Annotated in this window: 12 protein-coding genes; 2 read left to right on the forward strand and 10 right to left on the reverse strand. The window is 73.4% G+C overall.

The window, feature by feature from the left end; genetic code table 11:
• Positions 1-225: 225 nt before the first annotated feature.
• From V2S66_RS01240 to V2S66_RS01275, 8 genes are all read right to left on the reverse strand, one after another.
• Entirely contained in the window at positions 226-657 is a 432-nt protein-coding gene (locus tag V2S66_RS01240) for a type II toxin-antitoxin system PemK/MazF family toxin (protein WP_330792424.1), read from the reverse strand.
• 121 nt (positions 658-778) lie between these two features.
• The gene (locus V2S66_RS01245) at positions 779-2,020 is read right to left on the reverse strand and encodes a putative PEP-binding protein (protein ID WP_330792426.1); all 1,242 of its coding nucleotides are present in this window, start codon (positions 2,018-2,020) and stop codon (positions 779-781) included.
• 66 nt (positions 2,021-2,086) lie between these two features.
• Positions 2,087-3,961, reverse strand: a complete 1,875-nt coding sequence (locus V2S66_RS01250) for an FAD/NAD(P)-binding protein (RefSeq protein ID WP_330792427.1) — start codon at positions 3,959-3,961, stop codon at positions 2,087-2,089.
• Positions 3,962-4,352: 391 nt separating this feature from the next.
• Positions 4,353-4,901, reverse strand: a complete 549-nt coding sequence (locus V2S66_RS01255) for a carboxymuconolactone decarboxylase family protein (RefSeq protein ID WP_330792429.1) — start codon at positions 4,899-4,901, stop codon at positions 4,353-4,355.
• 229 nt (positions 4,902-5,130) lie between these two features.
• Entirely contained in the window at positions 5,131-5,946 is an 816-nt protein-coding gene (locus V2S66_RS01260; protein WP_330792431.1) for a VOC family protein, read from the reverse strand.
• Between the two features lie 218 nt (positions 5,947-6,164).
• The gene (locus tag V2S66_RS01265; protein ID WP_330792433.1) at positions 6,165-6,941 is read right to left on the reverse strand and encodes a beta-glucanase; all 777 of its coding nucleotides are present in this window, start codon (positions 6,939-6,941) and stop codon (positions 6,165-6,167) included.
• A 152-nt stretch (positions 6,942-7,093) separates the two neighbouring features.
• Positions 7,094-8,029 carry a tellurite resistance/C4-dicarboxylate transporter family protein gene (locus V2S66_RS01270; protein WP_330792435.1) on the reverse strand — a complete coding sequence of 312 codons (936 nt, stop codon included), beginning with the start codon at positions 8,027-8,029 and terminating at the stop codon, positions 7,094-7,096.
• A gap of 269 nt (positions 8,030-8,298) precedes the next feature.
• Complete coding sequence (locus V2S66_RS01275) at positions 8,299-10,713, reverse strand: ricin-type beta-trefoil lectin domain protein (RefSeq protein ID WP_330792436.1); 2,415 nt, start codon at positions 10,711-10,713, stop codon at positions 8,299-8,301.
• A 234-nt stretch (positions 10,714-10,947) separates the two neighbouring features.
• On the opposite strand from V2S66_RS01275, the gene V2S66_RS01280 reads away from it, so the two are divergent.
• The gene (locus V2S66_RS01280; RefSeq protein WP_330792438.1) at positions 10,948-11,148 is read left to right on the forward strand and encodes a hypothetical protein; all 201 of its coding nucleotides are present in this window, start codon (positions 10,948-10,950) and stop codon (positions 11,146-11,148) included.
• A 153-nt stretch (positions 11,149-11,301) separates the two neighbouring features.
• Positions 11,302-12,360, forward strand: a complete 1,059-nt coding sequence (locus tag V2S66_RS01285) for an NAD(+)/NADH kinase (RefSeq protein ID WP_330792439.1) — start codon at positions 11,302-11,304, stop codon at positions 12,358-12,360.
• A gap of 139 nt (positions 12,361-12,499) precedes the next feature.
• On the opposite strand, the gene V2S66_RS01290 is transcribed toward V2S66_RS01285, so the two are convergent.
• Positions 12,500-13,342, reverse strand: coding sequence for a hypothetical protein (locus V2S66_RS01290; RefSeq protein ID WP_330792440.1), 843 nt, complete (start codon positions 13,340-13,342; stop codon positions 12,500-12,502).
• Positions 13,342-14,607 (reverse strand): VWA domain-containing protein, encoded by a 1,266-nt coding sequence (locus V2S66_RS01295; RefSeq protein WP_330792442.1) that lies wholly within the window; start codon positions 14,605-14,607, stop codon positions 13,342-13,344. Before V2S66_RS01295 ends, V2S66_RS01290 begins: the two co-directional genes overlap by 1 nt.
• Positions 14,608-14,648: the final 41 nt, after the last annotated feature.

Genomic DNA, 14,648 nt, shown 5'->3' on the forward strand with positions numbered 1-14,648 from the left:
CCCGGCGGGGTCGCTTCCGGACGGCGTTCGTGACGCTGATGATCCGATGTCCATACCGGCCCTCTGTCGTCGGTGGTCGAACTCCTCGTACCGTGTCCGCCTTCTAACGTGGCCTAGACCAGCGGCGAGGGCAAGGGGGTCGCCGTGACTGATGGGACGCGTGGGGCGTGCGAGCGACCCCGGGGGCGCTCGCCGGCGCCCTCGGGGTCGGTGCGGGCAGGCCGATCAGGACAGGTCGAGCTGCTGCATGAACCGCGGGTCGAGGGCGCCGGCGCGGCGGCGGAAGTCGGGCAGCGGCACGTCACGCAGCTCGGTGCTCTGCAGATAGCTCTGGCGGCCCGCCGGGTCGTCGACGGTCCCCGCGGGCAGCGCGACGACGCCGGGAAGCTCGGCGTGCGAGCGGGAGGTGATCTTGGCGACCCTGGCCGTACGGCCCCGGACCGACAGCACCAGGCACGGCCGGTCCTTGGCGCCCGGCCGGTCCTCGTAGGGCACCGAGGCCCACCACACCTCGCCGCGGGCGGGTACCGTGCCGGATCGTTTCGCCGCCGTCCGCCGCCGCACGGGGCGCCCGGAACGGGCCCGCCCGTCGACGAGGGCCGCGATCAGGGCAAGGGCCGCCACCGCGGCGACGGCCCACCACATCGTCGCACTCATCCCGCGATTCTCCCCCGGCCCCGCGGCCGCGCGTCCTCCGGGGCCCCTGCCCGCGCGTCGCCCGCCGGTGAGCGGGGACAGCGGGGGGCAGAAGGGGGCCGCGTCGGGGTCCGGGATCAGCTCAGCGTGCGGACCGGGTCAGCGCCGGCGCCGGGTCGGGCTGCGGCTGCGGCTGCGGCTGCGGCTGCGGCTGCGGCTGCGGCTGCGTGATCACCTGCCGGAGTTCGGCGGTGCACATCATGTAGCCGTCGGGGGTCGGCAGGTGGTCCAGGTAGTGGGCGAAGTCCACGCCCAGCGCGAAGACGCGCACGGGGGTGCCCGCGGCGCGCGCGGACTCCACGACCCGGCGCACTCCGTCGAGGACCGCCGGGTGACGGGTCCGGTAGGTGTCGGCCACCAAGTGGTTGCTGCGGTCGGCGGCCAGGTAGAACTGCACCAGGTCCTTCACCCCGACGAACAGCTCGCTGGCGCCCGCGGCGCAGATCGCCCCGGTGGCGTGCACGGCCGACGGGGTCTCGATGAACGCCGACAAGGGCACCTCGGGCGGTATCCGCAGATGCACCCTGAGCTGGGCGAACTCCTCCTCGTCGGTGAGGAAGGGAACCGAGAGGTGGATCCGGTCCGCCCCGCCCCCGAGCCGCTCGCGCAGCGTCGCGAGCACGACGTGCAGGGCATCCCGGTAGGCGGCGGAGCCCATGAGCCAGCGGGCGCCGTGCAGGCCCATCTCCGGATTGGGCTCGACCGCGACCGGAGCCTGCACGGTGACACCGGCGGCGTGGTCGGAGCGCAGGTCGAGCAGGCGCAGGACCAGCCGCTGGCCGGGCAGCAGCGCCCCCACGTAGTCGCAGAGCCGGCCGGCGACGGCCCTCCCGTACGCCGCGATGTCCTCGGGCCCGCCGTGCAGGGCGTCCAGCGGGCGCAGGCCCGCCGCCAGGCAGAGGAACTCCTCGCGGATGAAGAAGGAGTCGACCCGCTGCGCGTTCGGCCCGCACGCGTTGATCGTCTGGATGTCCTGCAGGTCCGCGATCACCGCGCACGCCGAGCCGAGATCCTCCACGGAGGGGGCGGCGGCCGCCTGGCGGGCCGCCCCGGAGCCCGCCTGCGACCCGACGAGGATCGACTCGCTCTCCAGGTCCAGCGTCACCTCGCCGACCAGTTCGGCGAGGTCGGCGGGGTCGACGCGGAGCACCGGTATGCCCCTGCCGCGGCACAGGGACTGCATGTGGCCGGTCAGGCCGCCGGCGCCGCAGATGACCGCGCGCGCCGCCACTATCGCCTCGTAAAGACCCGCCTCGAGGAAAGGAGCGACGAGAATGGACCCCTCGAGTGGATTTCTTGTGCGGTTACACGTTCCTCGTAACACACTCTCCGTGCCACCAGCCAAAAGGAATCCCTGGATCCGCCGCCCGTTCAAAGAGGCCCCCAGATACTAGGTGTTCGCTATGCCGAGCCGCTCGCGCAGCTGGCGCGGCGTCACGGACACGTCGGTGAGTCGTCGCACGGCCACCCGGTTGACGACGTCCCTCATCAGGGCATCCCTCCGGGTGTCCGACGGGAGGTCAGGGCGGTGGCCCAGGGAGCGGAGACGGGCTTCCAGCCGTGCGTCGAGCAGTTCCCGCTCACTTCGGGCACGCGTCGCCAACCTCCTCACCTCCACGTCAACAGCCTCCTCGAACCCGGCCCGGTCTGCTTCCTCCATCTTGCTTACCTGATCCTGGTATTGGCGATATCGAGCCATGTCCTCGGTCAGTCCCGATTTCCGCAATTCCAGTTGCCCGACGGCTCGGGCGGCGACGGCGATGGAATGGTTCTTGATGGCGGCGAGATTGAAGGCGAATGCGCCGGTCCGGCCGTTCCGTACGATCTCGTCGCCCTCTCTCAGCGGGCCGACGGCGGATATCGGACCGGCCGGCTCCCCGGCGGGGCCGAGCAGCGTCCCCTCGGCGTCGACCTCCAGGCCGCGTCCGGTGCGCTCGTGGGGCGCGGCGAGGCCCCTGCGCAGGAGGTTCCGCCACAGCGGCTGGCCTACCCTGCTGTAGTCCGGCTCCCGGCCGAAGTTGGACACCACCAGATCGGCCTCGATGGCGTGTTTCTCCTCGGGCGCCGCGACCGCGACGACCAGCCGCCCCGACTCCGTCGGTGTGATCCCCGCCACGCTTCCGACGACCAGTTGCACCACGCCGTCCTCGGAGTGCAGGGCGTGTTCGATGATCGCCATCGTGTACTCGACCGCGCCGACCCGGATCGCGGCGATCGCGGTGCCGAACTCGTCGAGCAGACCGCGCAGTGCGGGAGTCGGAATCCGCTCGATGATCTGCGGGAGGTAGGGCTCCCAAGCCTTGGACACCCGCTCGGCGACGATCACCGGGTCCATGTCGGGATGGTCCTTGACGACCGACGCGCACGCCGCCTCCCACTCCGCCCTGACCCGGTCGAGGAACTCCTCGCGGTCCTGGTAGGGCTCCAGCAGCGTGGCCGGGCAGGGCAGTTGCAGCACGCCGTGCTCGTGGCCGCCCGGGTAGGTCCGGAAGATCGTGCCGGACTTGGAGATGAGGTGGATCCTGCCGGTGTGGCCCCGGCGGAGCAGCAGGCCCGCGGCGTCGTACGCGCTCAGCACCGATCCGACGATCGCGACGGTCGCCTCGGGGTGGACCGTCTCGAGCCTGTTGATCCCTGCCTTGGAGTACGGGTTGCGGATGAAGGACTCGTGGCCGAGCACCTCGGCGGCGAAGGGCGGTTCCCTGAGTTCGAGGCCGGTCGCGAGGACGACGTGGTCGGCGAGGACCACGGCGGAGTCCGGTCCCAACTCCGCCGCGAGGGCGGGCTCGGAGAGCTGCCGGATCGTCACGTGCACCCCGTCGGGCCGCACTTCCATGTCGACGGCCTCGCCGTCCGCCTCGACGAGCACGACACCGGGGCCGGCTTCCCGCCGGGCCTCGGCCAGCCGGTCGATGAGGTAGTCCTGTAAAATCCGTCGCGGCGCCGGTCCCTGCTCGACGAACTCCAGTTCGGCCCACGGGGCCGGCCAGTCCTGGCGGTCGGCCTCCAGGTTGGCCCACCGGATGAAGTCGAGCACGTCCTCCCGGAACACGGACATCCGGCCCGCCTGGATGTTGAAGACGTGGTTCCAGGGGTTGCCGTCCCGGTGGTACGCGACACCGGCCGAGCGGTAGTCGGAGCGCCGCTCGAGCAGCACGATCTCCAGGGGCTCGCGGGCGAAGCGGAGCAGCCGGATCGCCGTGGCCGTGCCCGCCAGACCCGCCCCGACGACGAGCACGCGTGGACACATGTCTGTTCGACTCATGGTGAAGCCTCCCCGTGGGGCGATGGAGGCCCGGCTCCGCTGTCTCCGGCCGGGCGCAAGGTCTGCTGGCGGAGCTGTCGCTCCGAAGGAGGGAATTGCGGTCCGGGCTGGGGCGATCCGTCCTTTCCGGGGACTGACCATCGGCAACGCGGGGACAGGGAACCATTGCCCGCGAACAAAGGCTAATGGCTTTGCCCGGCGGCAATTGCCTTATTGGCCCAGCCCGTTGGGCCACCGCCGGGGATGCGGTGATGCTGCGCCGGGGCGTCGTTCGGCCGGGGAGGCGGCGACGCCGGCCGGGAGGCGTGCGGGGCACGTGCTCCCGGCCGGCGTGAGGTGCGGCATGCGGCGTGCGGTGCTCGGCGTGTCGGGTGGCGTACCGGGCCGGGGGTCAGGCGTCCAGCGCCGGAGCGGCCGGAAGGTCGAGATCGGTACGCGCGAGGTGGTTGAAGTAGTTCGTGTAGAGGTTGGCCGCCACGTGCACGAAGGACTCGGTCAGCTCGGTGTCGGTCCAGCCGGCCGCCAGCGCCTTGTCCCAGGTCGTGTCGGAGACCTCGCCGACCTCGCCCGCGGTCTCGCGGACGACCTCCAGCAGCGCGGCCAGCCTCGGCTCCACGTCCGCGACACCGCGGCGAATCGCCACGGTCTCCGCCTCGGTGAACCCGGCGTTCTTGGCGCCGATCGTGTGCGCCGACTGGCAGTAGGTGCAGTCGTCGACCGCCCCGACGGCGAGGGCGATCGCCTCACGGGTCCGGGCGTCGAAGGTCCCGTGCTCGGCGATGGCCTCGTTCACGGCGGCGTAGACGGCCAGGACGACGGGCGAATGGGCCATCTCGCCGTGGATGTTGAGCACCTTCCCGAAGCGCTTTTCCAGGTGGCGCAGGGTCTCCTGGCTCGCTGCCGGAGCGTTGTCGGTGGTGTGGACGGGAATCCGCGACATGCTGGGACCTCTCCTCGTGGACGGACGTTCGGTGGTTCCTCGTCTTCCATGGTGCCGACAGGGAAACCTGGCGAAGCGTCACGGCATTCCCGCCGAGGGTCGAGGGTCGGGGCTCGCGCGCCGCGGGGCGCGGAGTGTCGGCGTGCTGCCGCCGAGAGGCCGAGGTGCGCGCGGCCGGACGGGCGTGGTCGTGGACGACGCCCGTCCCACCGCTGAACCCGCCGTCCGGCTACTGCCTCGCCGGGTCGGTGATCACCGTGAAGAGGCCGCCGTCGGCGTCCCGCAGGCGCGCCCACGCGCCGGCGGGAGCGGTGCCGCCGTCGATCAGGGTGGCACCCAGGGAGCGGGCGACGGTGGTGCTGGACTCGACGTCGTCCACGGCGAACTGGACTTCCCAGTGCGGGCGTACGACGGGGTCGGGGGCCGCGTCGACGGCGCCCGAGCCGAGGCGGGCGACGACTCTGTCGGCGCTGCGCACCACGACCTCGTCGTGTTCGTAGGAGACGGTGCAGCTGTCGGGCGCCCCGTCGGCCCACTGGAGGACGCCGCCGTAGAAGATGGCCGCCTCGAAGGCGTCGCGGGTGCGCAGGCGGACCACGACGGGGCTGTTGTCGTGCCAGGTCTCCCAGCCGCCGGGGAGCCTGCCGTCCCAGATGCCGAAGACCGCGCCGTCGCGGTCGGCGGCGACCAGGGCGCGGCCGGACGCGAAGGAGACCGGGCCGAGCGCGACGGTGGCGCTGCGCTCGCGGACCCTGGCGGCGGCCTCGTCGACCTGGGGCACCGCGAAGTAGGGCGTCCAGACCACGGCGAACTGCATGTCGGTGGCGACGGCGCCGATGCCGGCGACCGGGCGGCCGTTCTTCAGGGCGACGGCGAAGCGCTCACCGAGGGTGGTGGCGCGGAACTCCCATCCGAGCACCGTGCCGTAGAACTTCTCAGCCGATTCGAGATCGCGTGCGGTCAGGTTGACCCAGCACGGCGCGCCGCGGGGCGCGTCCGGGGTGGGGGCGCGATCGACGTCGGTCACCGGCTGCTGCTCGGACATCACTGAGGAACACCGTCTCGTTTCGGGGTGGGGCGGGGCGGGGTGCGGGGCTGCGGAGGGCTGGTGGGCTGGTGGGTGAAGAGAGGGAGCGGGGGAAGAAGGGGCAGGGCACTGCGTTCTGCCGCCTTCCCGCACCGGGCGCGATCATGCATGGGGCGCGCCCGGCGTGACCGGGCTCACGTCCGTGCTCGCGCGGTGGCGCCCACGTCATGCGACGCTCACGCCCGGCGCGGCGCGGGTGCGGAGGGGCGGCGGACGGTGAGGCCGCTGCACCGCCACTGGAGCTCGTCGACGGCGGGCGGCGGCGCCGGGTGGCCGTACGCGCCGGCGGAGACGCTGATGCCGACGACCAGCCAGGCACGCCAGTGCGGTCCGACGCCCGCGCCGTCGCTGAAGACGAGGGAGCCGTCCACGGACCACTCCACGCTGTCGGCGCCGAAGCGGACGGTGAGGAGGAACGGGCGGCCGGGGGCGACCAGTCCGTCGGCGTAGCGGGCCGCGGGGCGGACGTGGTTGGTCAGTTCGAGCATCGTCGGGTGGTCGGGGTGGTACTCGAAGGCGTCGACCTCTCCGTGTCCCGGCTGGGAGCGCCCGTTGTCGTGGTCGCGGCCCCATGTCCACAGCGCGGGCCAGGCGCCCGGCTCGGCGTGGACGAGGCAGGTGGCGGAGAGTTCGTCGCCGGCCAGCAGCTCGAAGCCGCCGGGGGCGTACTCGGTGGAGACGAGGTCGGTGTGCCAGTCGCCGCGGCCGGCCCGGCGGGCGCGGAAGGTCCCGTCGGGAGTGGGGGCGTAGGCGGGGCCGATCCGGTCGAGCTTGTTGTCCGCGCGGTTGCGGCCGTCCTCGGGGTAGGCCGAGGTGCGGCCGGGCGCCCAGGCGGTGCGATCGGTGAAGGGCGCGGCGAAGACCACGGGGGATGCGGGCGGCGGGGGCCCCTGCGGGCGCGGCGGAGGTACGGAGCCGGTGGCCGGCTCGGCGGGGGTCTGCGGGATGTCCATGGGTGCTCCCCGAAGTCTTTTGATTACTCATAGTGAACAACAGGTCACGGCGCGTGGCGAGAGGCGTGCGGACGTGTTCGAAGGGCGCTCGGCGGGCTTCGCACGCCCCCGGCCCCTCCCACAGCGCCCTCACCCCCGCTGCGGCGGCGCTCTCATGTTCGGTGCGTGATCAGTCCGGAGGCGGTGAGCAGCCACGCGGCCACCCCTGCCCACAGCAGGACCGCGCCGAGCGTGTGCAGGCCCCTGACGCCGGTCGCGGTGGCGATGGACATGCTCGCGACGGCGCCCATGCCGAGCGGGAACACCGTGGCCCAGCGCCGGAAGTCGTAGTGCGGCCGCGGCCAGCGCACTTCGGCCGCGGCCAGCACGGCGTAGAGGGCCAGCACGACGCCGAACAGCACCAGGGTCGCGGTGCGCAGGACGCTGTGCGGGGCGCCGGTCCAGAAGGGCGCGGAGGTGAGCTTGGACCCGGCCAGGGCGCAGATGGCCAGCGCTCCGCCGAAGATCCAGTGGTCGCCCGCGCCGGTGCGGATCTGCCGCGGGTCGAAGCGCGGCAGCGCGACGCAGTAGAGCAGCAGGCCCAGCACGAACAGCGCCAGTGCGGCGGTGGAGAGCCAGCGCAGGTGGTGCGCGGCGCCGAGGACGGCGGAGAGCACGGCCAGTCCCTCGGTGGCGACGCACACCAGGAACACCCCGCCCGGCATCCCGCGGGTCCACCGGTCGATCACGCTCACGAGCAGGAACGGCCATACCGCCGCGGCCGTCGCGAGCAGCGCCTCGGCGGGGACGCCGCGGGCCACCGTGGCCAGCCGGGTGCCCAGCACGGCGGAGGCGGCCACCGCGTTCAGCGCGGCAGGAGTCGACGCCTCGGTCCTGAAGCGGGCGCGCTGCCCGAGCAGCCGGTGGACGAAGTCGCCCGCGAGCACCACCCACAGGACGATGGCGAGCACCAGGGCGATCACCGAGAGGACGCGCCGGCCGACGGTCTCCAGACCGACGGACAGGATGGCCGTCGCCATGACCACCGAGCCCGCCGCCGGCGGCAGTTCGCGCAGCGCCGCGAGCAGCCCGCGAGGTGCGCGGCTCATCGCGGCCGGGCCGCTACGGCACGCTGGCGGCTCCGCGCTCCCGTGACCTCCGCGGCATCCGCGGCGTCCGCGGCCGGTTTTCTCCGGTATTGCTCCATGACGCCATGAAACGCGAGTTTCCTCCTCCGCCGAGGGAGGCGCGACGGGTGCGTCCGGCAGTACGGGCGTTACGGGCGGTACGGCGCCGAGACGCTGCGGGCTGCGGCCGCCTGGCGCGGCGGGGATCGGGCGGCACTCCCCGCCGCACCGGGTGCGGTGGCGCTCGGGGGTCAGCGCGTGGGGGCGATCCACTGCTGGTTGGCGCCGCCGTTGCAGGTCCAGATCTCCAACTGGGTGCCGTTCGCGGTGTTGGAGCCCGGGTCGTCGAGGCACTTGCCGGAGGCGGGGTTGATGAGGGCGCCGCCGCGCTGCTGCCACTGCTGGTTGCCGCCGCCGTTGCAGTCCCACAGCTCCACGAGGGTGCCGTCGGCGGTGGCGGCGCCGGTGATGTCCATGCACTTGCCCGCGGTGCGGACGGTGCCGTCGCTCTGCGCGGTCCACTGCTGGGCGCCGGTGCCGTTGCAGTCCCACATCTGGACCTTGGTGCCGTTGGCGGAGGAGCCGGTGTTGTCGTCGACGCACTTGGCGGTGTCGGCCAGCGAGACGATCGGACCGGTGCCGGCGCTCTGGGTGCCCGCGGCGGTGACGGTGAGGTTGTCGAACTGGTCGGTCTGGTAGCCGCTGGTGCCGAGGCCGGCCATGCCGGTGCCGTAGGTGCCGTCGGTGGCGCTCCCGACGGTCGCGCCGTCGATCGCGGCGGTGAGCGTGCTGCCGTTGACGGTCAGCGCGAGGTGGTGCCACGCGCCGGTGCCCAGGGCGGCGACGTGGCCGGAGGCGAGCGTGGTCAGGGTGTGCGCGGTGTTGTTGCGGACGAGGGACCAGGCGCCGGTGTTGTCGGCCTGAAGGTAGTAGTCGTCGATGCCGGCCGGGCCGAAAGCGTGCTGGGTGCCGGCCCTCGCGATGAGCTGGACCGCGCCGGGCTGCTGGATGAGGGCGTCGGCGGCCACGGTGTAGTTCGTCCAGTTCAGGCTGCCGCCGATGGTGTACGGGCTGGAGTCGCCGTCCCACTCGATCGGCTTGACCGGCGCCTGCTGGGTGACGCAGCGGCCGCTGCGGCCGGCGGCGCAGCCGGTGACCTCGAACGCGCCCTGCTGCTGCGCGAGATACCGCGGCTGCTGGCCGGTGGCGTCGCTGTCGAAGGTGTCGGAGTAGGGCAGCGGCAGCGGGGTCTGCGCCGGGCCGGTCACGGTGCTGCTGCCCTGGCCGGTGGTGGTGGTCAGGGTGTAGACGCGGCCGGGCTGCACGGTCAGCGCGTACGAGCCGCCGGAGGGGGTGACGGTCGACTGCTGCACCATGCGGGTGCTCGGGTCGGCGGAGGTCAGGTCGGTGCTCCACACGTGGACGGCGCCGGTGGACAGCCCGCCGCTGACGTTGAGGTTGACGGTCTGCGCGGCGGTGGCGGTGGTGGTCTCGATGACCGTCGAGTAGTCGCTGTTGTTCGTGGACTTCAGCGTCACGTAGCTGCCGTTGCTCTCGCTGCCGCCGAGGTAGCCCGAGCCGGAGTCGAGGAACTTCCAGCCCGGCGCGGTGAACTGGGTGACCTGCGCGGTGGCCCACAGGCTGCGGCCGACGCTGTAGGCGCCGGAGTAGGGCTGGGAGGCGAGCACCAGGCCGACCGTGCTGTAGGGCAGGTCGGGGTAGACGGCGGCCACCACCGGCCAGTTGATGTACGCGGTGAAGTGTGCGTCCACGTAGCCGCGGGTGATGGAGCGGATGAGCGCGGGGGCGCCGGAGTCGAGGTCCTGCGAGCCGTTCTCGCTGGCCCACAGCGGCTTGCCGGTGCCGGTCGCGGTGGCGTTGCCCGGGCAGGTGTCGGCGTTGCCGCCGTCGCCGCCCTGGCAGGGGTAGTGCACGCCGATCGCCGACACGGCGGCGGCGAAGGCCGGGTTGGACGCGACGTCGCCCGCGACCGACCAGTCGCTGTCGGCGGCGACGATCTGCACCGCGCCGTACCCGTTGCTGTTCAGGGCGGAGCGCAGCTGCTCGTACCAGGAGACGTTGTAGCCGCGTTCGTTCCAGCCGCCGAGGTAGTCGATCGTCAGGCCGTGGGAGGACGCGCAGCCGAGCCACTTCAGCAGGTAGTCGACGGTGTCGGTGGACCAGAAGTTTCCGCCGCCGATCCAGCCGGGGGCGCCCCAGGCCAGTCCGTAGAGCTTGATCGACGGGTTGAGGGCCTTGGCCTGCTGCATGAGCCACCACTCGTAGCCGGTGGTGCAGTCGACGGCGCCCGCGGTGTGCATGTGGCTCGACTCGGAGCCGTCGGTGGAGTTGGTGTCGCCGCCGATCTCGGCCTTGAGGATCTGGAGGTCGGCGCCGTAGCCGGGCTTGAAGAGGTAGTCGAGGATCTGCTGGCGCTGGGTGGCCGGGTAGTCGGTCAGCAGGCGGGTGTTGCCGCCGCCGCCGCTGATCGCTCCGATCCCGTCGAAGGTGCGGCCGCCGCTCGCGCCGTTGACGGAGATCGTGGTGGGGCCCGCGGCGCGGGCGGCGGTGGCGCCGCTCGCGGCGAGGCCGAGCGACAGCAGGAGTGCCAGGACGGCGAGCACAGCCGTGCGGCGCAGCAGCCGGGGCGGTACGAGGAGCACCATCACGTTCCTTCCCTCGGGGCGAGTTCACCAGAAAAGCTCAGAACCGAACGCGTCGAACCGGCCGTCAGTGCACTGCGATCCCGGTGGCGCGTCAAGAGAGCGCACAAGCAAACGTCTTTTGTCAGTGGTGAGTTCAGGCCGATATGGGTAACACGGTAGGTAGAGGCATGGTTTGCGCGTGCGCGCGGCGCACGGCGCTCCCGAGCCGTGCCGGCCCGAAGAACCGGATCCGCCATGGCACATCTCTTAGTCGTCGGATTGATCGTTCTGGCCGCCTGGACGCTGCTCGCGCTGCCGCTGGGCGTGCTCGTCGGGCGGCGGCTGCGCCGCCTCAGGCCCCGGCGGCCGCTGCGTCCGGCGCGCCCGCTCGGCCGCACGCTCGGCGGCGAACCCGCTGACGAGCACCGCGCACGCTCCCTGCGCTCCGGCAGCTGAGTCCGTCCCCCACCCCGGGGACCTCCGGCACGCCCCGCTGCGGTCTCACCCCGCCGCGAGCCCCGCCGGGGTGTTTGACCTGGACACTCGTCGGCGTTTGACTGCTGTACGCCGCTTGCGGCCGCAGGCAGCCGACGACAGGGAGACCGGGACATGACGCTGCGCCGGCTGGGGCTGGTCGTGCACGGAGGACGGGCCGAGGCGGTGGCGGGCGGCCGGACCGTGGAGGAGTGGTGCGCCCGAAACGGCATCGGCTGCGCCGAGATCGACGTCTGGGGGCAGGACCGGGGGCGGCGCAGCAGCCTGGAGGAGTTCAAGGCGGCCGGCGGCCCCGACCTGATCGTGACGCTCGGCGGCGACGGCACCTTCCTGCGCGGCGCGCGGATCGCGGCCAAGAAGGACATCCAGGTGCTCGGCGTCGATCTGGGACGGGTCGGCTTCCTCACCGAGATCGCGGTGCAGGACGTGGAGCGCGCGCTGGACGCGGTGCTCGCCGGCGAGTCGGAGTGCGAGGAGCGGATGACGCTCACCATGCGGGCGTCGCGGATGCTGGAACTCCCGGACGGCGTCGAGGCGCTGCTGCGGTACGGACGCGGGCCCGCCCTGCCGCCGCCGCGGTTGCGGCCGGAGACACTGGAGGGCGACGGCTGGGGGGTCGCCCTGGACGTCACCGCGCTCAACGACATCGTGCTGGAGAAGCTGGCCCGCGACCGGCAGGTGGCGGTCGGCGCGTACATCTCCGGCCGGCTGCTGGCCTCCTACTCGGCGGACGGCGTGGTGGTCGCCACCCCGACCGGCTCGACCGCGTACAGCTTCGCGGCCGGCGGTCCCGTCCTCTCGCCGCGGATGCGGGCGGTGGTGTTCACCCCGGTGGCCCCGCACATGACCTTCGACCGGACGGTGGTGGCCGGCGCGGACGAGGCGGTGGCGCTGCGGGTGCTCCCGCACTCGGGGCAGGCCGCGGTGAGCGTGGACGGGCAGCTGCGCGGAGTGCTCGACCCCGGCGACTGGATCGGCGTGTTCGCCGCGCCGCGTCCGCTGCGGCTGGTCCGCCTCAGGCCCGCGGACTTCTACGGGCGGCTGCGCGACAGGCTGCGGCTGACCGACGCACCGGCGACCGCCGCGGACGGCGAGTCCGCTCCGCTGTTCCGCCCCTCCGCGCCGGTCCCCGCCGACCTCGCGCACCTGTACCTGCCGCCCCCCCAGGACTGAGCGGCCGCGGCGCGTCGGGGTGCGACCCGGGCGCGGGGCAGCCGCCGGGGGCCGAGCGGCCGCATCCCCGCGTGCACGACGCCGCGGCGCCCGCCCGGACCGTACGGGCGGGCGCCGCGGTTTCCTGGGCGCGGGCGGCTCAGTCCGCGTAGCCCGACTGCTCGCGCAGCCGCTCACGCGGGCGGGTCGCACCGCGCAGCCGGACCGGCCCGCGGGCCAGCCGGTGCGCCGCGAGGGCGGCGAGGACGGCCAGCAGGCCGCCGCCGCCCGTCCACAGCCAGCGCGGCGACCACCAGGTGCCGGCCCAGCCGCCCGAGGGGGCGACGGAGGGGCCGGAACCGGTGACGAGCGGGGCGGCGGAGCCGTCCACCGCCTGGCGTCCCGCGGTGCCGTCCGAGGTGGCCCGGACGGACGTCTGGACGGGCAGGCCGAGGTCGGTCTGCGGCAGGTCGAGGACGGTGAGCCGAACGTAGTACGCGCCGCGCAGCGGGTCGTTGGACCACGGCTCGGCCCACGACCTGACGGCGCGCAGGTGGCAGACGAGCGCGACCGACGCGGCGTCAGGCGCGGCCGTGCGGGTCTGCGCGCCGTAGCGGCATGCCTGGCGGCGGCGCAGCCCGTCGTAGACGTCGACCTGCCAGGTGGACGCGCCGTGCCGCACCTCCCCCGCCGGGAAGGTCACGGCGGCGCTGACGGTGACGTTCTGCCCGGTGTCCGCGGGGAACACCCAGTACAGGTAGTCGCCGGCCGAGGCGCTCGCGGTGGCCTGGACGCCCTGGTCGATGACCGCGGCGGTGCGGAAGTTGGTGCCCGCCTCGGTGGGCGCGGCGTCGGACCCCCCGGCGGACGGCGTGGCGGTGGCCGTCGCACCGGTGGAGTCGGCGGGGCTGCCGGTCGGGTCGTCGGCGGAGGCCGGCCCGCCCAGCACGGTCAGCGCGGCGCCGGCCAGCAGCGCGGCGGCGAGGAGTCGGGGCGTGCGCATCAGACGTTCCTCCCGGAGTTCAGACGCCAGCGGGCGGCCCAGCCGGTGAGCAGTCCCGCGACCGCGCCGGTGACGGTGAGCAGCCCGAGCAGCCACCATCCCCGGCCCAGGCCGAGGAAGGCGACGTCGGAGGGCTGGTCGGGGGCGTGCACGAGGTCGATGGCCAGCTCGACGGGCAGGCCCGGTGTGGTCTTGACGGACGGCGGGGCCGAGAAGGAGTTGGAGATCTGCAGGCAGACGGTCTCGGCGGGAGTGTCGTCGTCGGCGTCGGGCTTGGGGTAGCGGATGCCGGCCGACACCGCGTCGGTGCGCCCGCTGCCGCCCTCGTCGTCGCGGACGATCTCGCGGCCGTGCAGGGTGACGCCGCGCAGCAGGATGCCGTAACCGGGGTTGACCGCGCGGTCGTCGGCGATGGTGGCGGAGGCCCGCAGTTCCTGGCCGGGCTTGACGGCGACCCGGTAGTAGCGGTTCTCGGAGAAGGTCTCGCGGTCGGTGTACAGCCCGGCGGTCAGCAGGGGCGCCTGCGTGCAGCTGGCGGCGCCCTGGGTGGCGACCGGTGTGGCGGTCGTGTCGGTGCTGCGGTCGACGAGCTGTTTGACCTTGGTGGTGAGCTGCTGGCGGTGCTGGACGGTGGTGTAGGTGCCGCCGGTGGCCTCGGCGATGCAGCTGAGCTGGTTGCGGGTGGTGGAGTCGGGGATCAGGCCGAGGGTGTCGATGACGAGGTGGATGCCCTTGGCGGCGATGTCGCGGGCGACGTCGCAGGGGTTGAGCGGCGGGCAGGTGTCCTCGCCGTCGGTGATGAGGACCAGCCTGCGGGTGCCGTCGCCGCCCTTGATGTCGTCGGCCGCGGCGAGCAGCGCGGGGCCGATCGGGGTCCAGCCGGTGGGCTGGAGGGTGGCCACGGCGGTCTTGGCCTCGGTGCGGTCGAGCGGGCCGATCGGGTAGAGCTGCCGGGTGTCCTTGCAGCCGGTCTTGCGGTCGTTGCCCGGGTAGTCCGCACCGAGGGTGCGTATGCCGAGCTGCACGCCCTGCGGCACCGAGTCCAGGACGTCGTCGAACGCCTGCTTCGCAGCGGACATCCGGGACTCGCCGTCGATGTCGCGGGCCCGCATCGAGCCGCTGACGTCGAGCACCAGCTCGACCTTGGGGGCGGGCGCCGGGGAGGGCCCGTCGTCGGCTGACGCGGTCGCGGGCAGGGCCGCGCAGGCCAGCACGGCCAGCAGGCCGCACACCGGCGCCGCGGTCAGCAACTTGTGGATGATCATCGCAGGATCGTAGTGAAGGGTCGGGTCGATCCTGAAGTCGG

Origin of the sequence: Actinacidiphila polyblastidii, from assembly GCF_036353415.1 — a bacterium.
GTDB lineage: Bacteria > Actinomycetota > Actinomycetes > Streptomycetales > Streptomycetaceae > Actinacidiphila > Actinacidiphila polyblastidii.